This is a genomic window from Grimontia celer, from assembly GCF_900055185.1.
GTDB lineage: Bacteria > Pseudomonadota > Gammaproteobacteria > Enterobacterales > Vibrionaceae > Enterovibrio > Enterovibrio celer.
In genome coordinates this window covers 1,968,913-1,991,262 of sequence record NZ_FIZX01000001.1, presented here as the reverse complement: position 1 = coordinate 1,991,262, position 22,350 = coordinate 1,968,913, and the positions used below count along the sequence as shown (strand labels likewise).

Annotated in this window: 21 protein-coding genes and 1 riboswitch; of the genes, 12 read left to right on the top strand and 9 right to left on the bottom strand. The window is 49.1% G+C overall.

Annotated features, from left to right (window positions below):
* Window positions 1-43: 43 nt before the first annotated feature.
* The 6 genes from yoaA (at window position 44) to rnd (ending at window position 7,015) form a co-directional block, all read left to right on the top strand.
* Window positions 44-1,999, top strand: coding sequence for a DNA repair helicase YoaA (yoaA, locus tag GCE9029_RS08730; protein ID WP_062662666.1), 1,956 nt, complete (start codon window positions 44-46; stop codon window positions 1,997-1,999).
* Window positions 2,000-2,698 carry a tRNA (adenosine(37)-N6)-threonylcarbamoyltransferase complex dimerization subunit type 1 TsaB gene (tsaB, locus tag GCE9029_RS08725; RefSeq protein ID WP_062662664.1) on the top strand — a complete coding sequence of 233 codons (699 nt, stop codon included), beginning with the start codon at window positions 2,000-2,002 and terminating at the stop codon, window positions 2,696-2,698. It abuts the gene before it with no gap.
* Between the two features lie 31 nt (window positions 2,699-2,729).
* Window positions 2,730-3,020, top strand: a complete 291-nt coding sequence (locus GCE9029_RS08720) for a hypothetical protein (RefSeq protein WP_062662661.1) — start codon at window positions 2,730-2,732, stop codon at window positions 3,018-3,020.
* Between the two features lie 67 nt (window positions 3,021-3,087).
* Window positions 3,088-3,966, top strand: a complete 879-nt coding sequence (locus GCE9029_RS08715; protein ID WP_062662659.1) for an alpha/beta fold hydrolase — start codon at window positions 3,088-3,090, stop codon at window positions 3,964-3,966.
* 99 nt (window positions 3,967-4,065) lie between these two features.
* Window positions 4,066-5,751 (top strand): long-chain-fatty-acid--CoA ligase FadD, encoded by a 1,686-nt coding sequence (gene fadD / locus GCE9029_RS08710; protein WP_062662657.1) that lies wholly within the window; start codon window positions 4,066-4,068, stop codon window positions 5,749-5,751.
* Window positions 5,752-5,893: 142 nt separating this feature from the next.
* On the top strand, window positions 5,894-7,015 hold the full coding sequence (gene rnd, locus GCE9029_RS08705; RefSeq protein ID WP_062663182.1) for a ribonuclease D: 1,122 nt from the start codon (window positions 5,894-5,896) through the stop codon (window positions 7,013-7,015).
* A gap of 81 nt (window positions 7,016-7,096) precedes the next feature.
* On the opposite strand, the gene minE is transcribed toward rnd, so the two are convergent.
* Genes minE through minC form a run of 3 tightly spaced genes read right to left on the bottom strand, consistent with a single transcriptional unit; the run spans window position 7,097 to window position 8,858 of the window.
* Window positions 7,097-7,357, bottom strand: coding sequence for a cell division topological specificity factor MinE (gene minE / locus GCE9029_RS08700; RefSeq protein WP_002539539.1), 261 nt, complete (start codon window positions 7,355-7,357; stop codon window positions 7,097-7,099).
* A 3-nt stretch (window positions 7,358-7,360) separates the two neighbouring features.
* Complete coding sequence (gene minD / locus GCE9029_RS08695; protein ID WP_062662655.1) at window positions 7,361-8,173, bottom strand: septum site-determining protein MinD; 813 nt, start codon at window positions 8,171-8,173, stop codon at window positions 7,361-7,363.
* Between the two features lie 19 nt (window positions 8,174-8,192).
* Complete coding sequence (minC, locus tag GCE9029_RS08690; protein WP_062662654.1) at window positions 8,193-8,858, bottom strand: septum site-determining protein MinC; 666 nt, start codon at window positions 8,856-8,858, stop codon at window positions 8,193-8,195.
* A gap of 309 nt (window positions 8,859-9,167) precedes the next feature.
* On the opposite strand from minC, the gene GCE9029_RS08685 reads away from it, so the two are divergent.
* Together GCE9029_RS08685 and GCE9029_RS08680 are read left to right on the top strand one after the other, a co-directional pair.
* Window positions 9,168-9,443: a YcgL domain-containing protein gene (locus tag GCE9029_RS08685; protein WP_039850128.1), complete on the top strand. Its 276-nt coding sequence runs from the start codon at window positions 9,168-9,170 to the stop codon at window positions 9,441-9,443.
* Between the two features lie 9 nt (window positions 9,444-9,452).
* Window positions 9,453-10,433 carry a lytic murein transglycosylase gene (locus tag GCE9029_RS08680; RefSeq protein WP_062662652.1) on the top strand — a complete coding sequence of 327 codons (981 nt, stop codon included), beginning with the start codon at window positions 9,453-9,455 and terminating at the stop codon, window positions 10,431-10,433.
* A gap of 165 nt (window positions 10,434-10,598) precedes the next feature.
* Here GCE9029_RS08680 and GCE9029_RS08675 read toward each other — a convergent pair whose 3' ends face one another.
* Window positions 10,599-10,997, bottom strand: coding sequence for an H-NS family histone-like protein (locus GCE9029_RS08675; protein WP_062662650.1), 399 nt, complete (start codon window positions 10,995-10,997; stop codon window positions 10,599-10,601).
* Between the two features lie 416 nt (window positions 10,998-11,413).
* Window positions 11,414-11,595: riboswitch (Lysine riboswitch) on the top strand.
* An 89-nt stretch (window positions 11,596-11,684) separates the two neighbouring features.
* On the opposite strand from GCE9029_RS08675, the gene GCE9029_RS08670 reads away from it, so the two are divergent.
* Both GCE9029_RS08670 and GCE9029_RS08665 read left to right on the top strand, forming a co-directional pair.
* The gene (locus GCE9029_RS08670) at window positions 11,685-13,265 is read left to right on the top strand and encodes a Na+/H+ antiporter NhaC family protein (protein WP_062662648.1); all 1,581 of its coding nucleotides are present in this window, start codon (window positions 11,685-11,687) and stop codon (window positions 13,263-13,265) included.
* A gap of 115 nt (window positions 13,266-13,380) precedes the next feature.
* Complete coding sequence (locus GCE9029_RS08665) at window positions 13,381-13,959, top strand: thymidine kinase (protein WP_062662646.1); 579 nt, start codon at window positions 13,381-13,383, stop codon at window positions 13,957-13,959.
* A 63-nt stretch (window positions 13,960-14,022) separates the two neighbouring features.
* Here the strand turns inward: GCE9029_RS08665 and GCE9029_RS08660 are convergent, their stop codons facing one another.
* The 5 genes from GCE9029_RS08660 to GCE9029_RS08640 are packed head-to-tail and all read right to left on the bottom strand — an operon-like array spanning window position 14,023 to window position 18,574.
* Window positions 14,023-15,789 carry a bifunctional molybdopterin-guanine dinucleotide biosynthesis adaptor protein MobB/molybdopterin molybdotransferase MoeA gene (locus GCE9029_RS08660; protein WP_062662644.1) on the bottom strand — a complete coding sequence of 589 codons (1,767 nt, stop codon included), beginning with the start codon at window positions 15,787-15,789 and terminating at the stop codon, window positions 14,023-14,025.
* A complete protein-coding gene (mobA, locus tag GCE9029_RS08655) occupies window positions 15,786-16,370 on the bottom strand; it encodes a molybdenum cofactor guanylyltransferase MobA (protein WP_062662642.1) in 585 nt (194 codons plus the stop codon). The genes GCE9029_RS08660 and mobA overlap by 4 nt, the downstream gene beginning before the upstream one ends.
* On the bottom strand, window positions 16,354-17,055 hold the full coding sequence (locus GCE9029_RS08650) for an energy-coupling factor ABC transporter ATP-binding protein (protein ID WP_062662640.1): 702 nt from the start codon (window positions 17,053-17,055) through the stop codon (window positions 16,354-16,356). Before GCE9029_RS08650 ends, mobA begins: the two co-directional genes overlap by 17 nt.
* Before the next feature lie 8 nt (window positions 17,056-17,063).
* Window positions 17,064-17,765, bottom strand: a complete 702-nt coding sequence (locus tag GCE9029_RS08645; RefSeq protein ID WP_002542119.1) for an ABC transporter permease — start codon at window positions 17,763-17,765, stop codon at window positions 17,064-17,066.
* Complete coding sequence (locus tag GCE9029_RS08640; protein ID WP_062662638.1) at window positions 17,765-18,574, bottom strand: ABC transporter substrate-binding protein; 810 nt, start codon at window positions 18,572-18,574, stop codon at window positions 17,765-17,767. Before GCE9029_RS08640 ends, GCE9029_RS08645 begins: the two co-directional genes overlap by 1 nt.
* Window positions 18,575-18,904: 330 nt before the next feature.
* On the opposite strand from GCE9029_RS08640, the gene GCE9029_RS08635 reads away from it, so the two are divergent.
* Together GCE9029_RS08635 and GCE9029_RS08630 are read left to right on the top strand one after the other, a co-directional pair.
* Complete coding sequence (locus tag GCE9029_RS08635; RefSeq protein WP_062662636.1) at window positions 18,905-20,284, top strand: sigma-54-dependent transcriptional regulator; 1,380 nt, start codon at window positions 18,905-18,907, stop codon at window positions 20,282-20,284.
* 18 nt (window positions 20,285-20,302) lie between these two features.
* Window positions 20,303-22,339, top strand: coding sequence for a sensor histidine kinase (locus tag GCE9029_RS08630; RefSeq protein ID WP_062662634.1), 2,037 nt, complete (start codon window positions 20,303-20,305; stop codon window positions 22,337-22,339).
* Window positions 22,340-22,350: the final 11 nt, after the last annotated feature.

Sequence of the window (22,350 nt, the reverse complement as noted above, 5' to 3'; positions counted from 1 at the left end):
TGTTGGCATAATGCAATCCTTTCAAATACTGTATAAATGACCAATGATTTCGAAGGTTTTCTCCACCACAGGTGCGTTGGCTCGAGCGATAAAAGGCTTCCAGCCACGTCAGCCGCAGACCGATATGGCCTTGTCAGTTGAGCGTTCAATTAAAAATCAAACTCAACTTGTGGTCGAGGCAGGGACGGGTACTGGTAAAACGTACGCTTATCTGGTGCCGGCACTGCTCAGTGGAAAGAAAACCATCGTCAGTACAGGTTCTAAAAACCTTCAGGAACAGCTGTTTCACCGTGATCTGCCATTGATGGTTGACACCCTCGGCTTCTCAGGTCGTGTTGCCTTGCTGAAAGGGCGTGCAAACTACCTTTGCCCAGAGCGTTTAAGCCGCCAGATGATTGAGAGTCACGATGGTCACGCCGACCCAATGCTGCTTAGCCAGTTAGTGAAAGTACGAAGTTGGTCTTCAGAAACCAAAACCGGCGATTTGGGCGAATGCGATGATTTGGCGGAAGACAGCCCAATCATCCCCACAATTACTTCGACAAATGACAACTGTCTGGGTAAAGAATGCCCAAGTTACGAAGACTGTTTTGTGGTGAAGGCCCGCAAGCGCGCCATGGATGCAGACTTGGTGGTTGTGAATCACCACCTTTTCCTAGCCGATTTGGCGATCAAAGAAACAGGGTTTGGTGAACTGATTCCGGAAGCGGAAGTGTTTATCTTCGATGAAGCGCATCAGATACCCGATATCGCCAGCCAGTATTTCGGCCAGAGTCTTTCCAGTCGCCAACTTCAGGAACTCGCCAAAGACATCAACATTGCGTATCGCACTGAACTTCGCGATACCAAACAGCTTGAGAAAGTCGCTGATCGTCTCTCTCAATCGGCTTCAGATTTACGCATTGTACTGGGCGAGCCGGGCTTTCGCGGTAACTGGCGTGAAATAAGCACTTCGCCAGCCGTGGCAAGGGAGCTAGTGCGTTTGACTGATGCACTTGAGCTTGCCCATGACGTGATGAAACTGTCGTTGGGTCGAAGCCAGTTGTTGGATGCTGCCTTCGATCGCGCCACTTTATTTAAAGCCAGACTTGAGCGGGTAAAAGATACTTCCATCCCTGGCTATTCCTACTGGTACGAATGCAGCCGTCATCATTTCAGCCTGAACATCACGCCATTGTCCGTGGCTGAAAAATTCCGCGAGCAAATTCAGCAGCAGGAAGGGGCGTGGATATTTACCTCTGCAACGCTCGCGGTGAATGATGATTTCAGTCACTTCAGCAACCGCTTGGGTTTAGAGCCCACGGAGCAGTTTACCCTGCCCAGCCCATTCGATTACGAATCTCAGGCGATTCTCTGTGTACCGCGCTTTTTGCCCGAGCCAAACAGCTATGGCCTTGCAGATAAATTAGTGGACATGCTCAAGCCAGTGATCGAGCAAAACAACGGACGCTGTTTCTTCCTTTGCACCTCTCATCAAATGGTGCGTGATTTGTCTGAGCGTTTCCGCGAATTGTCAGACTTGCCGGTGTTGGTGCAAGGGGAAATGTCGAAACAGAAACTACTCGCTGAATTTTTAGAGCTCGGTAATGCGCTTTTGGTTGCCACAGGTGCCTTCTGGGAAGGGATAGACGTTAGAGGGCAAGCGCTGAGCTGTGTTATTATCGACAAATTGCCTTTTACTGCGCCGGATGATCCGTTACTAAAAGCACGGATTGAAGATTGTCGCCTTCAGGGCGGCGACCCGTTTTCCCACGTTCAAATCCCCGATGCGGTGATTACCCTCAAGCAGGGAGTTGGGCGACTTATACGTGATAGAAACGATCATGGTGCGCTCATTCTCTGTGATAACCGCTTGGTGAGCAGAAACTATGGTGAAACCTTCCTGCGCAGCTTACCGCCAATTCCGCGAACGCGTGATCTGGCAAAAGTCAGTGAATTTCTCGCTGAAATAGATACGAACAACCAGTCTGCAGAATCGTCTGCAGCGTCAGAGGTATAAATGGCTTCTAAGATCCTTGCCGTCGATACGGCCACTGAAAACTGCTCCGTTGCCCTGAAGATGGGGAACGACATTATCGCGCGTTGTGAAATGGCACCGCGTGAACACACCACGAAAATCCTGCCTATGGTCGATAGTGTATTGGCTGAAGCGGGCTTAAAGCTGAACCAGCTCGATGCGCTGGCGTTTGGTCGTGGTCCTGGCAGTTTTACCGGTGTTCGTATTGGTATTGGTATCGCTCAGGGTCTGGCATTTGGTGCAGACCTACCAATGGTCGGTGTATCTACACTGGCTGCAATGGCGGAGCAAGCTCATCGTAAACAACAGGCCACACATGTGCTGTCCACCATCGATGCACGCATGAACGAAATCTATGCAGGTGGCTATGTGCGCCTTGAAAACGGCGATTGGGAAACGGTCGTCGAAGAAGCAGTGCTGCCTCCTGAAATGTTCAAGCCAGAGTTGGCAGAAGGTGGTGAGTGGTTTGTAGCAGGAACGGGCTGGCAAGCTTACCCTGATCTGCAAGGCCAGCTACACTTGTCAGTAAGCGACAGCGGTGTGCTATATCCTGAATCGCAGGATATGTTAATCCTTGCTCATCATGCGTTTGCGCGTGGAGAGGCAGTGGATGCAGAACATGCCAGCCCGGTATACCTTCGTGATACTGTGGCATGGAAGAAATTACCAGGTCGCGAATAGTTTTATCTAAAGCTAATCGATAAGGTCTTTCATGGTTTCAATTCAGGGATTACCACAGCAGATACAGCGTCCAGGAAAAGCTGGACGCAAACCCACGCCTAAGAAGGATGAGGCCCGTGATGTCTCCGAGCCTTCCGTGGTGGCAAAAGCGGTATCCCGTGGAATTCGAAACCCTGAAATGGCGGAAGATGCCTTTCAAAACATTCATTACGATTTACCCGATGGGCGAAGCCGCCATGCGCTGGCGTCCTACATGGATGTGAAAAACCAGGCCCGTCGTGAAGAACTTATCGCCATGTTCGGCGTAGATGTCTTCGTTTAAGTAACTCCTCGTACCACTTGGCCTGCACCCTCTGTGGTAGGCTTCGCGCGCTCTCAAACGGTCCAATATGACATTACAAGAAAAAAAATATGCAGTGAGATTTGGCGATCTCGCCGCGCAGGTTTATCTGACCGAGCGAAACACGCCGACTCTTCTGATGTTGCATGGGTGGCAAGATAATAGCGGAAGCTTTGCGCCACTGGCCCAGCAACTCAGCGAGCACTTTGATTTGGTCATGCCAGATTGGCCTGGGCACGGTTATTCCGACCATAAAGGTGCTGACAGCTTCTATCCCTTCTTTGATTATGTGGACGACCTGCACCAACTGATCCTTCAGCTGGGCGACAGGCCGATCTATCTGGTCGGGCATTCGTTGGGCGCATTGGTAGCGTCTTGCTGGAGTGCTGCCTTCGCTGAAAGGGCGAAAGGGTTGGTGATGATAGAAGCGCTTGGCCCAATGTCTGAGCGCGAAGATAAAGTCGTCGAAAGGCTGAAACGCGGTGTTGAAAGCCGCGCGAATATGAAGTTGCCTCGTGACTTACCCTCGCTGGATGCGGCGCTGAAACTTCGCCGGGGTATCAACAAAGTCAGCATTGAAGATCTGACACCGTTGGTGACGCGTGGCATTGAGCAAGTGGGCGATATCTGGCGCTGGCGTCATGATGCCAAGTTGAAGACGGAATCGATTTACCGGATGTCGACACATCATGCCGAGCATCTGGTCCGAGGTATTGAATGTCCAGTGATGGCGATTATTGGCGAAGACGGTTATCCGGAGCTTCGTAGCCCCATGGCTGAAAAACGTAAGGCGTGGTTCAAGAACCTGACCGTGGAAATGGTGGAAGGCACACATCACTGCCACCTTCAGAGTCAGGCGAAAACGGCGTCTTTGATCATTGATTTTGTGACCAAGCTACATCTCACAGCGCTTAGCGATGTTAATTGAATGTTACTTCTGGTCTAATTGCGAGTTAAAACACTCGTTTGAATTTATTGCGTCTGGCGCGGGCCTTTTCTGCCCGCGTTAAAAAATAGGAGAGATCAAGTGGATAAGGTTTGGCTTAACCGCTACCCATCAGATGTACCAGCGGAAATCTCACCGAACATGTACCCATCACTGGTGGAGATGTTCGAAAAGTCGGTGCAGAAATATGCTGATCAGACTGCCTTCATTAATATGGGGCAGGTGATGACCTTCCGTAAGCTGGAAGAACGCAGCCGTGCTTTTGCAGCTTACCTGCAAAACGATCTTGGCCTTAAAAAAGGCGACCGCGTGGCTGTCATGATGCCAAACCTGCTGCAATATCCGATTGCGCTGTTCGGTATTCTGCGTGCTGGCTGTGTAGTGGTAAACGTTAACCCGCTGTACACCCCTCGCGAACTCGAGCATCAGCTGAATGACTCAGGTGCGACCGCAATTGTTATCGTATCGAACTTTGCACATACACTGGAAAAAATCGTCGATAACACCAGTGTGCGCCACGTTATTCTGACCAGCCTTGGCGACCAACTGCCACGTGCTAAAGGAACCATCGTTAACTTCGTGGTGAAGTACATCAAGAAGATGGTACCGAAATACAATCTGCCACACGCGACTTCAATGCGCCTAGCGCTGAAAAGAGGCCGTCGTATGCAGTACGTGAAGCCGTTTATGACCGGCGATGACATTGCCTTCCTACAGTACACCGGTGGCACCACAGGCGTTGCGAAAGGTGCGGTTCTGACCCACAACAACATGCTGGCGAACCTGAACCAGGCTAAAGCCATGTATGCACCTGTCTTGAAAGAAGGCCGTGAGTTAGTGGTCACTGCGCTGCCGCTTTACCACGTGTTTGCGCTGACTGTTAATGGCTTACTGTTTATCGAAATGGGTGGCCAGAACCTGCTGATCACTAACCCGCGTGATATTCCTGCGTTTGTGAAAGAGCTTAAACAGCATCCGTTTACGGCAATCACTGGCGTAAACACTTTGTTCAATGCACTGCTGAACAATGAAGATTTCCATGAGTTGGATTTCAGCAATCTCAGCCTGACAGTTGGCGGTGGCATGGCGGTTCAACGTGCCGTGGCTGAAAACTGGATGAAGCTGACGGGTAAACATCTGCTGGAAGGTTATGGCCTGACAGAATGTTCTCCGCTGGTGGCGGCGTACCCGTACGACTTGAAAGAGTACAATGGCTCTATCGGCTTGCCAGTACCATCCACCGATGTCCGCATCGTTGATGAGGAAGGTAACGTACTGCCAAACGATCAGATTGGTGAGTTGCAGGTGAAAGGTCCTCAGGTGATGCAGGGTTACTGGCAGCGTCCTGAAGCGACAAAAGAAGTGATCACCGAAGACGGTTGGCTTTCAACGGGCGACATTGTCAAATTCGATGACGACGGCTTCCTGCACATTGTTGACCGTAAGAAAGACATGATTCTGGTGTCTGGCTTCAACGTTTATCCAAACGAAATCGAAGATGTTGTCGCGCTGCACGGTAAAGTGTTGGAAGTTGCGGCAATTGGCCAGCCGCACGAAACCTCTGGTGAAATCGTAAAGATCTGTGTGGTGAAACGCGATCCAAGCTTGACGAAAGATGAGCTTCTTGCGCATTGTCGTGAACACCTGACGGGTTACAAAGTACCTAAGGTGATCGAATTCCGCGAAGATCTGCCGAAAACTAACGTGGGTAAGATCTTGCGTCGCGCTCTTCGTGAAGAGCAGGACGCCAAAAACGCAGAAGCATAATCGGACATGCGTCGACTCGCTTAAGCGCGTACAATAGGTAGTAACTAAACTACCTATGCCTTTGAAAACATGCTGGCTCAGGCCAGCATGTTTGTTTTCTGGGCTCAAAGAGCGAGCTTGGAACCTAAATGTGGATGACAGCGTGAATTTTGACATTGTAACTGAGCTATCCCAACTCGAACGTGTGTGTGAGAGAGCACGCCAAGTACCAGCAGTGATGCTGGATACCGAATTCGTTCGTACCCGCACACTCTATCCGCGCCTAGGTCTTATTCAGCTTTACGATGGCGAAACGCTGTCCCTGATTGACCCGATTGAACTGGAAGACATGTCGCCGCTTTGGGCGCTGCTGACCGATGAATCTGTGGTGAAAGTACTGCATGCGTGCAGTGAAGATCTTGAAGTGTTCCATCATTATGCGGGCGTGATGCCAACGCCAATGGTTGATACCCAAATCATGGCAGCGTTCTTGGGTCATGGTTTGTCGACGGGCTTTGCAACACTGGTTGAAGAGTATCTCGAAGTGACATTGGACAAAGGTGAAGCCAGAACTGACTGGTGTGCTCGCCCGCTAAGTGAAAAACAGCTCGAGTACGCTGCTGCCGATGTTTACTACCTGTTACCACTCTATAATCTGCTTGCGAAACGCGTCACCGAAAAAGGCTGGGATGAAGCGGTGAAGCAAGAATGTACCCTGATGGTAAGCAAACGCGGTAAAACCCCAGAGCCCGAAAAAGCCTATCTCGATATTAAAAACGCGTGGCAGCTGCGCCCGAAACAACTGGCCGTGCTGCAAAAGCTCGCGAGCTGGCGATTAAGAGAAGCGCAGCGCCGGGACTTGGCGTTGAACTTCGTGGTGAAAGAATTGCACCTATGGAAAATGGCGCGTTTTAACATCCGTTCATTGGATAAGATGGCAGATGAAGGCTTTGACCGATTTGAGATTGAACGCCATGGCAGCCGCCTTATTCGAATGGCGCAGGAGGCAGATAAGACGCCTATAGCTCATTACCCTGAAGAGATTCAGCGCCTTGTTGACATGCCGGGTTACAAGCAAGCGGTGAAGAACATCAAAGAGCAAACGAACGCAGTCGCCGAGCAGCTGGGTATGGTGCCGGAATTCATTGGATCGAAAAAGCAAATTCACCAAGTGCTTAAATGGGCATGGATGAATGATCGGAATCCAGAAAAAGCACCGGATATTCTTACTGGCTGGCGTAAAGCTTATCTGGAAGAGAAAGTACTGGCAGTACTGGATAAATAATCCTAACACTGAAAAAAGAAAAACCGGCGAAATCGCCGGTTTTTTCATTTGTTCATCCCAAAAGATCAGTAACTATGAAGGTTACTTGTCTTCTGGCAGGGTGACGTTGAGCTCGAGAACAGACAAATCGTCATCACGTTGCTCAAGAGCAACAGAAACCTGTTCAGGAGAGATATCCACATACTTACGGATAACCTCAAGGATGTCTTGCTTCAGCTGGGGTAGGTACGTTGGCTCAGCACTCCCTGCGCTGCGGCGTTCTGCAACGATGATCTGCAGACGCTCTTTAGCAAGCGATGCGGACGTCTTCTTCTTTGGACGGAAAAACTCCAGCAATGCCATTGGTTATCCTCCGAACAGTCGCTTCAAAAAGCCTTTCTTCTCTTCCTCCAGGAAGCGGAAAGGACATTCGTCACCCAGCAGACGGGTGATGGCGTCGCTGTATGCCAGACCTGCATCAGACTCTTGATCCAAAATCACCGGTTCACCTTTATTCGACGCGTGCAACACAGAAGGGCTTTCTGGAATCACACTCAGTAGCGGTATGCGCAGGATTTCTTCGACGTCTGCGACGCTCAGCATTTCACCCCGTGCAACGCGCGCTGGGTTGTAGCGGGTCAGCAGCAGGTGAGTTTTTACTGGTTCTTCGCCGTTTTCAGCGCGACGAGATTTAGAATCCAAAATGCCGAGAATACGGTCTGAGTCACGAACAGACGAGACTTCAGGGTTAGTCGTGACGATGGCTTCATCGGCAAAGTAAAGCGCCATCAGCGCGCCAGCTTCGATACCTGCTGGAGAGTCACAGATAATGAAGTCGAAGTCCATCGCCTTCATGTCTTCCAGCACGCGGGCAACGCCTTCTTTGGTCAGGGCGTCTTTATCGCGGGTTTGGGACGCAGGCAGGACAAACAGGTTTTCTACGCGCTTGTCTTTGATCAATGCCTGGTGAAGGTTAGCTTCGCCGTTGATGACGTTAACAAAGTCATAAACCACGCGACGTTCGCAGCCCATGATGAGATCAAGGTTACGAAGACCAATATCAAAGTCGATAACAGCCGTTTTCTTTCCCGACAGCGCAAGGCCGGTAGCAATGGCAGCGCTTGAGGTGGTTTTACCCACGCCGCCTTTGCCAGAAGTGATTACGATAATTCGAGTCATTCCTCAGTCCTTTGGAAAGTTAGAGTGTGAGGTGTTCAATGTTTAATGAGTCGTCTTTCAGCGAGACTTTCACCGGACGTGCAGCGTACTGCTCTGGGATGGTTTCACTGAGCCAGTATGTGCCTGCAATGGAAAGCAACTCGGATTGCAGGTTCTGGCAGAATATATGGGCTTCTTTTTGTCCGCTTGCGCCTGCAATGGCACGGCCGCGGAGCACGCCATAAATATGAATGCTGCCATCAGCAATGATTTCAGCACCGGCACTAACATGGTTCAGTACGACCAAATCAGCATTCTTGGCGTAGACCTGCTGTCCGGAGCGAATCGGTGTTGTGATGACTTTTGTTGGTGTTTGGATGGGGTCGTTAACACGGGCTGCTTGCTTGGCCGGATTCATTACAGCTAATCCTGCAAGCTTTGCGGCTTCACGTACCTGATTTTGTTTGCAACCTGTGACTCCGACAACAAGCATGCCAGTCTTTTCGATGGTGGCTTTTAGCTGGAAGAAGTCAGGTTGAGAGTGAAGCCTGGAGATATCGACAACAACAGGTGCGCCATCAAAAAAGGCCGGAGCCTGGCTGACTTTGTCAGACAGCACTTGCATCGCGCTATCCAAATCATCATCCATTAAATGGAGCACAGAAAGTGTAAACGAACTGCCTTTGAGTTCAGCATTTTTTGTCATTCGGGTAGTTATCCAGCTGGTACGGTACTGTTGGCTTTGACAACACTAACGTGAATTTTCGTCACCCAATTTTTCCGGTGGCGGACAAATTTTATTTGCGTGCCATTCTAGGGAGGAATAAAGCGGGTTTCGTGCATTATCAGACAGTGTTCTGCATGGTATATTCATGGCATCTTTGCGGCAAGCACCAAGGCTGACTGTGCTGGTTTAATCGCCGATTTCATTGCGATTTTCTAAGCCATTTCTCTAAATTGGGAACAGCGCAAAATTCGTTTGCTGCAAACTGACATGAATAGTGAGAGGTATAAGGTGTATTGCGCAATTTATAAGAGCACGAAAAAGGAATCGACCTATCTTTACGTAAGCCGTAAGGATGATTTTTCAGACGTGCCTGAACAATTGTTACAAACTTTCGGGAACCCGCAGTTCGTAATGATGGTCAACTTAGATAAACGTGAAAAGCTGGCGATTGCCGATATCAATAAAGTACGTGAAAACCTTAAGAACGATGGATTTTATCTGCAGTTGCCACCTGCACCGGATGCGGCGCTGCAGCACATTCGACAAAAAAACACCAAGTTATAAAGGAGCGCTATGCGTAAGGGATTAATCTCTATCCTCATTGGGGCTGCGTTATCTTTGTCTGCACCAGCATTGGCTGAAGAAAAGCAGAGTTTTGACAGCTACGTTGAGGGTCTGAAAAAAGAGAGTGTAGAAAAGGGTTATGATGCTGCACTCATCGAAAAGGCATTTAGTAATCTGACTTATCGTGAACGTGCGGTTAAAGCAGATAGAAATCAGCCCGAGAAACGTTTAACTCTGGATGAGTATATTCCGCGCGCAGTTCCGGATTGGAAAGTCTCTCAAGCTCGCAAGTTGTACGACGAGCATTATGATGACCTAAAGCGTATTGGTGAAATATACGGCGTACAACCCCGCTTTTTAGTTGCCTTGTGGGGCGTTGAAAGTAACTTCGGCAAATTCACTGGTAACTTTAATGTTATTGAAGCGCTATCAACAATGGCCTACGACGGTCGACGTGAAGCGTTTTTCCGAGGTGAAGTTTTCTCTGCATTAACGATATTGCAGGAAGGGCACATCGAGATTGATAAGATGAAAGGCTCATGGGCTGGCGCCATGGGTCAGTGCCAATTTATGCCAAGTTCTTTTATCTCTTTCGCAGCCGACGGGAATAACGATGGTAAGAAAGATATCTGGAATTCGAAGCCTGATGTGTTTGCCTCTTCCGCAAACTATTTAAAAAACGCGGGATGGGACGATGAATATACTTGGGGACGTCAAGTTATCACTCCTAAAAACCTCGATAGAGATTTGTCAGGTTTAAGTCAGGATAAAGCAAAAACTTTGGCGGAATGGCAAGCACTTGGCGTACGACGTATGAATAATGCTTCACTGCCAGATGTGGAAATAAAAGCTTGGTTAATTCAGCCTGATGATGAATATGGCCGTAGCTATCTGGTCTATGGCAATTATCAAAGCTTAATGAAGTGGAATCGCTCTCACTACTTTGCACTGGCAGTAAGCCACTTGGCAGATCGTATTAAATTTGGCTGAGAAGAGTACTAATTAGAAAGGCGCGCGGTTAGCGCGCTTTTTTGTATGCCGCATGTGTACTTCGTTCTTAGAGAGGCACAGATTTGTCGACAAGCATAAAAAAAGGAGCAATTTGCTCCTTTTTCATGATGATACTTTTTTGTCTTAGTATTAGACGTCGCCCGATTAGATCAGGAAGTCTTCTACTTTACCGCCAGCATCAATTGCATCTTTGATTACTTTCGGTGTACGGCCCTGACCAGTCCAAGTTTTTTCTGAACCGTCTACGTCAGTGTATTTGTATTTCGCTGGGCGCGCAGCACGCTTAGATTTAGGTTTGGTGCCGCCAAGTGTTGCCAGAAGTTCTTCTGGATCAATACCGTCTTTGATCAGCATTTCACGGTATTTCTCAAGCTTCTCAACGCGCTCTTTTTCAGCTTCACGTGCTTCTGCTTCTGCTTCTTCACGCTCGCTAACTACTGCTTGCAGTTTTTCCAGAGCTTCTTGTAGTTGTTCCAGAGTAAGTTCACGCGCAACGGCACGAAGGCTGCGCAGGTTTAACAATACTTTCAGTGCATCAGACATTATGCCAGTCCTATTCTCTCGTTATGTAATAATTTATTGCTTCACTAAGAGTAGCAAGAATAAATAATTCTTTGCAATATTTAATAAATAAACTTCGTGCTTATTAGATATCTATTTTAATTAAAGTGCAAATCTAATATTTGCCCTCCCATTGATTTGATAGAAAATCCCTTCTTTTTCGGTAGGCTGTACAATAAACACGTCATACTTGTGTGAGTTTATGTGCGAAGAGAATAACGAAACTGTGAAATGTGGCTGGTTTGTAACCATGTTGAGCTAGGTGTGTAAAATTTTTTATCTTTGTATTGCAAACAGACCAATGTCACATAAAATACGCTAGCTTTATGCTCAAACGGGCTTACTTTGTATGTGTATATCGGTGCAAAAACCGTCAATCGTATAAAGTTGTTTGAGTTGATACACGTAGAGGTGCGCGGTTTATCAGTAGTTTGTCTTAGGGTGATGCCGATGAGGACAAATGAAAGGAGATAGCGCCGAAGCAGAATGTCGCTTATCAGGGGACTCTGCTGGGGTTGTGACCGAATAGGCACAACACTGCCATAGTATTGGGATTTAACTATGGAGCGCTACTGTAGGATTTAACGATGTGTATAACCGTTGTCTTCGTTCAGTCTGGTTTTCCATTTCTGCAGTAGATCTCCAACCGAATAGGTTGATATAGAGATCATGAATTTAGTCGATTTTTCTTCTTCTTCTCTTTCTTTGCTCCCCGCCGTGCTGGCGCTGGGACTCGCGATCGTGACCCGCCGTGTCTTATTGTCGCTAGGCTTGGGTATTTTTTCCGGCGCTTTGTTGCTCAATGACTTTTCCGTTTCTGGCACTGCTTCTTACCTTGGCAACCTGATTAAAGGTTTGTTTATTTCTGATGGCAGCATTAACTCATGGAATATGAGCATTGTCGTTTTCCTTCTGTTGTTGGGTGCAATTACTGCATTGTTGACGCTTTCAGGTGGCACACGTGCGTTTGCAGAATGGGCGCAGAGTCGAGTGAAAAGCAAACGCGGTGCGAAACTGTTGGCGGCTTTCCTGGGTGTGTTCATCTTTGTGGATGATTATTTTAACAGCCTGGCTGTCGGTGCCATCAGTCGTCCGGTTACTGATCGTTTCCACGTTTCCCGTGCAAAATTGGCTTATATCCTTGATTCAACCGCTGCTCCAATGTGCGTCATCATGCCTGCTTCAAGCTGGGGGGCGTACATCATCACTGTGATTGGTGGCATCCTCGTTAGCCATGGTGTGACGGAATACAGTCCGCTGAGCGCATTCGCTCACATGATTCCAATGAACTTCTACGCGATTTTCGCATTGCTGATGGTATTCGCTGTGGCTTGGTTCCAAATGGATGTGGGTCCGATGCGTCGCTTTGAGTACCAGGCATCAACTGGTAGTCGCCTAGGTGATGAAGAAAGTGGTCACGAGCCACTCGATGATGAGCTTGGCATTGAAGAAAGTGAAAAAGGCCGAGTATCTGATTTGGTCGTACCAATCATTGTCCTTATCGTTGCGACCATGTCTTGGATGGTTTATTCAGGGGCACAGGCGCTTGAAGCAGACGGTAAAGCTTTTTCAGTGCTGGGGGCTTTTGAGAACACAGATGTAGGCATGTCGCTGCTTTACGGCGGTGCGATGGGCTTGCTGTCTGCGTTGATCACTGTGGCTAAGCAAGGTCTGCCAGTATCTGATATTGCAACTACCACTTGGATTGGTGCGAAGTCGATGTTCGGTGCCATTTTGATCCTGTTCTTTGCATGGTCAATCGGTACCGTGATTGGAGATATGGCAACCGGTAAATTCCTGTCGACCCTCATTCAGGGCAACCTGCCCGTTCAATTGCTTCCAGTACTGCTATTCCTGTTGTCTGCAGCGATGGCTTTCTCCACCGGTACATCTTGGGGCACGTTCGGTATTATGCTCCCAATCGCGGGAGACCTTGCAGGTGCAACAGATATCGCGCTGATGTTGCCGATGTTGTCTGCGGTTTTGGCGGGGGCAGTATTCGGTGACCACTGTTCTCCAATTTCAGATACCACCATCCTGTCTTCGACGGGGGCACGTTGTGGTCACATCGACCACGTAGCGACTCAGCTACCTTATGCACTGGCGGGTGCCTTGGTTGCTGCTATAGCTTATCTGGTTCTGGGTTTCACGGATTCATTGAGCATTTCCCTGATGGCAGGTATGTGTGCGTTTGTCGTCGTGTGTGCGCTGTTTGGCTGGATGTCACGTCGACCGGGTAAGCTGGCATAAACTACTCTCTGAGCCTCCGATTTCGGGGGCTTTTTTCTTGTAACGCGCTTTGCGCCGCTTTTACCGCTCTCCATTTTTCGGTAGCATTCGTCAGTCTTAATTTCGGGAGAATTCCATGGCCCAGCTGTACTTCTATTACTCTGCGATGAACGCAGGTAAATCCACCACGCTTTTGCAGTCTTCGTTTAACTATCAGGAACGCGGTATGAACCCGCTGATTTTTACCGCTGCAATCGATGACCGCTATGGTGTGGGTAAAGTCAGCTCTCGAATTGGTCTTCAGGCAGAGGCCCAACTCTACTCTCCGAAAGACGATATCTACGCGGCTGTTTGCGATATCAACGCCAACAATAAAGTAGATTGTCTACTTATTGACGAATGTCAGTTCCTGACCGAAGAGCAGGTTTATCAAATCACAGAAGTGGTCGATAAACTGCGCATCCCTGTGCTTTGTTATGGTCTGCGTACTGACTTCCGTGGTGAGCTGTTTGAAGGAGCGAAATACCTGCTGGCATGGGCAGACAAACTGGTAGAGTTGAAGACCATTTGTCACTGTGGTCGCAAAGCGAATATGGTCATCCGCACCGACGCAGAAGGCAATGCCATTGCAGACGGCGACCAAGTAGTGATAGGCGGTAACGACAGATACGTGTCGGTGTGTCGTGTGCACTACAAAGAAGCGCTAGGCAAATAAGTCTAAAATCGATAAAAAATGCCGCTGAGTCCAGCGGCATTTTTTGTTTCTGGTGTTCTGAGCTTAGAGCCTTGAAACGAGAGGAATGATATTAACCCTATCACCCACCTCTGCGCTCTCCACTTCCGGTGACACCTCAATCAGGCAATTCGCTTCATGCATCGAACGCAATATCCCCGAGCCCTGCGAGCCCGTTGAACGCACTTCAATCTGACCGTTGGCGCTGATGGAATAAATACCGCGGGTGTACTCAGTGCGGCCGAAACGGGAGCGAATTTTCTCTCTGGTCACAGCCGAAAAATGCTGAGGTTGCCAGTTCACATCACCCTGCATTTTACGAATGGCAGGTTCAACAAACTGCAAGAAGGTCACCATGACGGCCACTGGATTACCCGGTAAGCCAAAGAAAGGTGTATTGCCCAACTTGCCGAACGCAAGAGGACGGCCTGGACGCATATTCACTCGCCAAAAATTAATGTCACCCAAGGCATCCAGCACGTTCTTGATGTAATCCGCATCACCTACTGACACGCCACCGGAGGAAATCACCACGTCGGCTTTTTCCATTGCCGTGGTCAATGTGTCTGTCAGTGCTTGCTCACTGTCTTCAATAATGCCCAAATCAATAATCCGGCAACCTAGGTTTTCCAACATGCTGCGAACCGTAAAACGATTAGCATCATAGATGCAGCTTTCTTTGGCGGGCGTTCCGGGTGCCTGCACTTCATCACCAGTTGAAAACAGAGCAACGGTGAGAGGCTTGTAACACTTGGCTTGATTGAAACCCAGTGATGCCATCATCCCTACTGAGGCAGCATTGAGGCGGGTACCAGCATTAAATACCGCAACACCTTTTTTAAGATCTTCGCCTGCCTGACGCACATTTTGTCCGGGACGGATGGCACCTTTTCGGGTATCGAACATCACCAGATCGCCGTCCATCGCTGCCTGCTCACGCATCACAACAGTGTCGGCGCCTTCGGGAACAGGCGCGCCTGTCATGATGCGGACACATTCGCCTTTTTGCAGCGGTATCCCAAGACCATGACCTGCATAAACTTCACCGACAATCTGATAGCTGTCGCGGTCCAAATCATCACTGCGAATCGCAAAACCGTCCATGGCTGAATTGGTGCTGGAAGGCACATTGACCGGTGCGATAACGTCTTCTGACAGAACCTTGCCAGATAAAGATTCAAGCGAGTGGATTTCGCTGGCAATTGGCTCATCAATCGCTGCTAAAATCTTCTCTCTTCCTGCGTCAACAGAGAGCATGGTGGGGGATAAGGAATCACAGGTTGTTGTCTGTGCTTTGTGGCCTTCCATCCAGCGCAAGATAAAGGCGCACATTGCGGGTACATCATTGATGTCGAGAGCAGGTAGATCTGATTTTGGGTCACTGTCGCAGGCAATGGCGATGATGTTCTTGTCTTCTTTGTGAAGCCACTGTTTGGCGAGTTCTTCGCGGCGAAGTTCGATTTTTGGGAAGCTCTCGTGCTTAAAGCCTTCTACCAGAACAAGATCGGCGCGGTTTTGGTCAAGGCGGCTGAGCAGTTGGTTGAGGGTATATTCTTCTTCCGGTGTTTCTGTCATCAAAGCATTACGACTGCGAGAGCTGATCAGCATTTGTGATGCGCCTGCTTTTCTGAGGCGATAACTGTCTTTACCCGATTTATCGACATCAAATTCATGGTGAGCATGCTTCACCATGGCAATGCGTACGCCCGATTCCACCAGCTGCGGAATGAGTTTTTCAAGCAGGGTGGTTTTACCGGTACCACTGAAGGCTGCGAACCCAAGTACAGGTAAGGAACAGTTGGAGAGACTCATGAAAGTGCCCCGAATTTTTCAAGCTCGGCGGGTGTGTTCAGGTTGATGAAGGCATCGTGTTCATCGCTGAAATCAACCAACTCTGTCTTACAAATGTTGTAGAGCAGGACAATTTTGCGGTCACCGTTATTAAGGAAGTTTTCTAATCGCTCAAATACACTGCGTTTGTACATAGTCACGACAGGCTGGACGGACTCGCCATCATGGGCGACCACTATTTCGGTATCATCAGAAATAGATTGATACATCTTTTCCAGCAGGTTATGGGGTAGGTTAGGACAGTCACAAGGGACGAAGCCAAACCACTCACTGTCGAGCTGTGCCATCGCAGCATGGATACCGCCCAAAGGCCCAGGAAAACCCTCGAAAACATCACTGAAAACTTGTCCGTATTGTGCGTAAGTTTCCTGATTGCGGTTGGCATTTACGGCAACATGTGCGCCTTGTTCGGTCAGGCGGTCGTGAACATAATCGATGAGAGGTTTGTTATTCAGGGTCACAAGGCCCTTGTCTTTTCCACCCATGCGGCGAGCTTGGCCGCCGGCAAGAATGACCCACGTGGTTTCAGGAAGCGACTGCATGGTTATCCTTGTTGATTAAGTTGAGTTTTGGCTTATGGATCAAGCGCTGACTTTCGATCGACCAGCGCTGATTGCAGCAAGCAGTTAGCGAGTTAGGGTGATGGCTGGTGATCACCAGACTTGAGCCACGATCTAACAGATCTTCGACCATGACCTTCTGTGCTTCGATGGCATCAGGGTCAAGGTTGGCGCAGGATTCATCCATCAAAAGGATAGAAGGGTTTAGCGCCCAGGCGCGAGCCATCGCCACTTTTTGTTTTTCTCCGCCGGAAAGCACAGAGATATGCTCCCGGCTCAGGCTTTCCAGCCCAATCATTCTTAAGGCCTGCATTGTAAGCTGGCGGCAGGTTCTTTGACAGAAATGCCTGCCTTTCAGACCATAAGCCACGTTTTCAGCCACGGTGCCGTCGAAAAGATAAGCGGCTTGGTGCATGTAGATAACGCCACTTTGCCCAGCAAAGCCTGCCAAACGTTGCATGAGAGTCGGTTTGCGGAGGTTCAAAATACCGCTGGTTGGCTTTTGGATACCAGCCAGCACTTTAAGTAAGGAGGTTTTGCCGATGCCATTTTGCCCGGTGAGATAGATGGCATCGCCAGGAGCGATTTTCAGCGAAGGAATATGGAACAGAAGTCGGTGCTTGTATTTCACCGACAGGTCGCTGGCTTCCAGTGTAATCTGACTCATCCTTGCCCCTAACTCGTTCTCAGGTGACCATTGCCACGCGCGTAGCTAATGAAGAAGTTCATCGTCAGCGCGAGGATCAACAAAACCATGCCCAGCGCAACGCCTTGGGCAAATGCCCCTTTTGACGTTTCAAGCGCAATGGCCGTGGGAATGTTTCGTGTGTAATTCAAAATATTGCCGCCGACCATCATGGAGCAACCCACTTCCGTGATAATCCGGCTAAATGCGGTGATGACGGCTGCCAGCAATGGAAAGCGAATTTCCCACATCAGGGTCAGCATGGCACGGGGAATTGAAGCGCCCAGTGTGTAGGCGGTTTCCCAAGCGCGGCGATCGCTGTTTTGAAAGGCGGCGTGCATCATGGCGATCAAGATCGGCATCGCAATTAAAATCTGTCCGAGGATCATGGCTTTTTGGGTGAAGAGCATTTTCCAGTCGCCCATTGGTCCTGCTCTTGAAAGCATCATATACAGCAGTAGGCCGATGACCACGGTAGGGACAGATTGAAGGGTGTTAACCAATGACAACACCACCCATTTGCCGGGAATATCCCAGTACGCAAGTGCAAAGCTTATGAGAAGGGCCGGTAAAATCACCAGTCCGATAGCAAATAGCGATACGGAAAACGATACCCCGACAATACCCCATAGTGTTGTATCGCCACTAAACAGCAAGGTAACTGCCTGTCGGGTTGTTTCCAGCATATCCATTAGCCAGCATCCGCCACGAATAGTTGTTGGCCGTTCACTTTAAAGCCATTAATCATGGCTTGAGCCTTTGGATTAACCAGCCAGTCACTGAAGACTTTTGCGCCTTCATAGTTCATGTCTGGGTAACGGCTTGGGTTAATCAGAATCACTTGGTAAGGGTTGAAAAGACGCTTGTCACCTTCCACCAACACTTCCATGTCCAGCTTGCTCTGATATGCCAGCCATGTGCCACGGTCAGTCAAAGTGTAACCCTGCATTTCATTTGCCATGGTCAGTGTTGGCCCCATACCTTGGCCGACTGCTTTGTAAGCACCAAATTCAGGACGCTGACCAGCCTCTTCCCATAGAAGCAGCTCTTTCTTATTGGTACCTGAGTCATCACCGCGGGAGATAAAATCAGCATTTTTCGCTGCAATCTCGTTAAATGCGGTCGCGACGTCTTTCCCGCCTTTTACACCCGCAGGATCGGACAATGGGCCGACCAAAACAAAATCGTTATACATCAGGCCGCGAGGCAGAACGCCAAAGCCCTTATCGACAAACTTAGCTTCAGCATTTGGCGCATGCGTCATGACCAAATCGACATCGCCATTTTCCCCCATTTTTAGTGCTTTACCTGTGCCAGCAGCAAGGATTTGGACTTCATAGCCAGTGTCTTTTTTAAACTCTGGTAGTAGATATTCCAGTAACCCTGAGTGATAAGTACTGGTGGTGGTGGCCAGTCTGATGAGCTCCGCGGCATTTGCCGTTAAGGAAAGTGTTAAGAAAGTGATGAGCGCAAATAGATTCGAGATTTTTATGGATTTCATTATGTCTTCCTGACGTTTGATTGCTTTTCTTGTTTTAAGGTGTTGCCTCGCCCACTTGGGATGGGTCGAATTGTGGACACTGCAACAAAAATGCCAAAAATTGAGCGCGTGCATTTAAGCGCATAAATAATTGAAAATTAAATAGGTTCGTCACAGTTCTGCGATCTGATGACCAGCTTTATATACATGATTCATTTAAGGCTTTGTTGGACTGAGTCAAAATGTCGCATGTATGATGATTGAGTCGGTATGCTATCGATACATACCAAACTTACTGATTCTTCATGCTGTTTGGGTACACCTGATACGAATACGAAGGCTTTTGACTGAATGAAGGACGCATTACAGCAATTCGGTTTCTCCGCGCTGGTCGTTGATGACGAACCCGGCATGCGCGCTATCTTAAATAAAGCGCTCTCCAAGAAGCTTACTCAGGTCGAAACGGCCTCTTCACTGGAAGAAGCTGAAGCGTTAAGACAGCGTAATCATTTCGATTTATTGATTGTGGATATCAACCTGCCGGGGCGTTCTGGTATCGATTGGCATGAAGCCTTCACCGATGATGAAAGGCGCAGCGACATCATTTTCATGACAGGTTATGCGGAACTCGAAACCGCCATCAAAGCCCTTCGCGCTGGTGCTTCCGACTTTATTCTCAAACCTTTCAACCTCGAACAAATGCTGCAATCGGTTCAACGCTGCCTCGATAAACGCATGATGGAGCGGCGCAATGTCGCCTTGCAGCGCGATGTCGCCCGTTCATTTCCAGTCGATATTATCGGTGAAGCGCCCAAAACCCTCGCGATGCGAGAGATGGTCTCCCGCCTTGCTCCTTCACCCGCAGCAGTGTTGATTGAAGGGGAGTCTGGGACTGGTAAAGAGCTAGTGGCACGCGCACTGCATTCATTAAGCGGGAGGAGTGGTCCTTTTGTTCCGCTTAACTGTGGTGCCATTGCGCCAGAGCTTTTGGAAAGCGAGTTGTTTGGTCACGTATCTGGCGCGTTTACAGGTGCGCGAAAGAGCAAGGACGGACTCTTTAGGGTTGCGGATAAAGGGACGCTTTTCCTCGATGAAATCGGAGAGATGCCACTGCCGATGCAGGCTTCTCTACTCCGAACTCTTGAACAAAAGACCATTCGTCCCGTCGGTGCCGAGCGGGAAGTACAAGTGGATGTGCGTATCGTCGCGGCGACCAACCGAAACTTGCAGGAAGAAGTGGAAGAAGGGCGATTCCGAAAAGATCTCTACTATCGTCTGAATGTACTCTCTGTCGAATTACCTCCGCTTCGAGAACGTACTGAAGATATCGGATTATTGCTCAATCATTTCTCCGAAACACTTTCGCGGGAAATGGGATTGAAACCTGTGGTGTGGTCAGCGGAAGAATTGACTGCAATGCAAGGGTATGACTGGCCGGGCAACATTCGTGAGCTCAAGAATACCGTTGAAAGGGCGGTACTGTTGGGCAAACCGGACCTGCAACACTGGAGCGACGGAGAGTTACCAAAAGCCTCCGCCAGCGGAGAAACACAAGTCGTGACAGTCTGTGAAGATGGCTATCCGAAAGAATGGCAATTAAAAGACGTAGAACGCGCGCACATCGAAAAAGTCGTCGATGCTCACGAAGGCAATAAATCTGCCGCTGCGAGACAACTTGGTGTAGCGCGAAAGACATTGGAGCGTAAATTTAAAGAGTGGAACGACGAGTGAAATGATGGAGCGTAACGGATGAAATGGTTCACTCAATGGCGACAGCGTTTTCGTACTATGGTGCGTTATCGCCTCTTGGTGCTGACGTCTGTTCCTATCATTATTACTCTGCTTGCGCTGATTGCTCTTACCATGTACTGGACGCTGGCATACTCTTGGAAAAGTGCGCTCGCCGGGGTCAATGCTGACCTTGCCGTTGCGAGCAATAGTATGGAAGTGTTGCAGCGCGAACAGCGGCTGCATTTGAACGCCATTGCGGGCTCTTATGACTTCCAAATGCAGATTGAACGTGACCCTGAGGGTATCTTTTCCTGGGCGCAATCAAGAGCGGGGAAATATGATGTTGATTTCCTTGCGGTTTACCCAGCCAACGAAATAGACAGACTACCGCAAAGCCTACGAAAACCACTGATTGAAGGCCGCGAGCGCACTTTCTTTCAGGTGATGTCGGACATTGAACTGGAAGCAATTACGCCGGACTTATCTTCACGTGCAGAGATTCCGCTTCTTAATGAGCAGGTGATTGAGTCCCGAGGTTTGATCAGCCGAAGCTTACTCCCTCTTTTCAACGAGGCGGGCGAATTAGAGTGGATCATTGATGGCGGCATATTGCTGAATAACAGTACAGAGCTGGTGGATAGGATCCGCGATTTGGTATTCCCTGATGGCACCTTGCCCGATGCCAGCGTGGGTACCGTCACCCTGTTTATGGACGACATCCGTGTCAGTACTAATGTGCCTCTCGATTCCGATAACAAATTTGGCCGCGCCATCGGTACCCGCGTGTCGGATGAAGTGCGAAAGTCAGTGCTAGAAAATGGCGATGTGTGGGTTAATCGGGCTTATGTTTACGATGCTTGGTATATATCTGCCTACAAGCCCATCCGAGACTTCAATAACCGGGTGATAGGCATGCTTTACACCGGTTATCTCGAATGGCCGTTGATCTCCCGTTACCTCACCAACTTGGTGGAATTAGGCTTCGGTATTCTCGCCACGTTGTTTGTGACGGGGCTATTAGTGTATCGCGGCGCTAAAGACTTGTTCCGGCCCATAGAGCGTATTCACCGTGTCGTACGTCTGGTGCGCTTCGATCAGGACGCACGCATTGGCAAGTTGGGGCTAGACCCGCAGCATGAACTCGCGATTCTTGCCCGTCAGTTCGATACCATGCTCGACCAGCTCAAACAGCAAAATGAAGCTATTCGCCAGAATGCTTTAGAGCTGGAAGACAAAGTTAAAGAGCGTACAGCCAGTCTTCATGAAACCACCGAAGAGCTCCGCCAGAACATCGCCTTGTTAGAGCAAACCCGAAGCAAGCTGCTACTAAACGAGAAGCTTGCTGCTCTGGGTGAGCTGACCGCGGGGATTGCCCATGAAATCAATAATCCGACTGCGGTGATCCTTGGCAACATTGAGTTGATGGAATACGAGCTGGGCAAAAACGCGACGTTGGTGTCCGAAGAAATGAGTGCGGTTTTGGAGCAAATTGACCGTATTCGTAATATCACCCGGAGCTTGCTTCAATACAGCCGCCAGGGTGGAGTACAGGACGAAATCACTTGGCAACACGTCAATCCAGTGATTGAAGAGAGTGTCACTTTGGTTCGATCAGGAACCAAGAAATCAGATGTGGAAGTCGTAACAGAGCTCAATGCCAAATGCTGTGTGGAGATTAACCGCCATCAGCTTTTGCAGGTACTGGTGAATCTGCAGATGAATGGCGTCCATGCCATGAATGACAAAGGGAAGCTGGTGGTGCGTTCTTCTGATTGGTTAGATGAGAACGGTAATCCCATCGGAGCGATCATTTCTGTGCAGGACTTTGGCTGCGGCATTGCCAATGAAAACCTCACCAAAATCTTCGACCCATTCTTCACCACGCGCCGTTCAGGAACTGGGCTTGGGCTTGCGGTAACCCATGGCATCGTCAGCGGTTTGGGCGGGGAGATTAAGGTGGAATCTGAGCTTGGCGAGGGCACCACGTTTACCCTTTATCTTCGAGAGAAGATTCAGGCCGATGATGAAATCACTTCGCTGCAGGTGATGGAGTAAGGCTAAATATG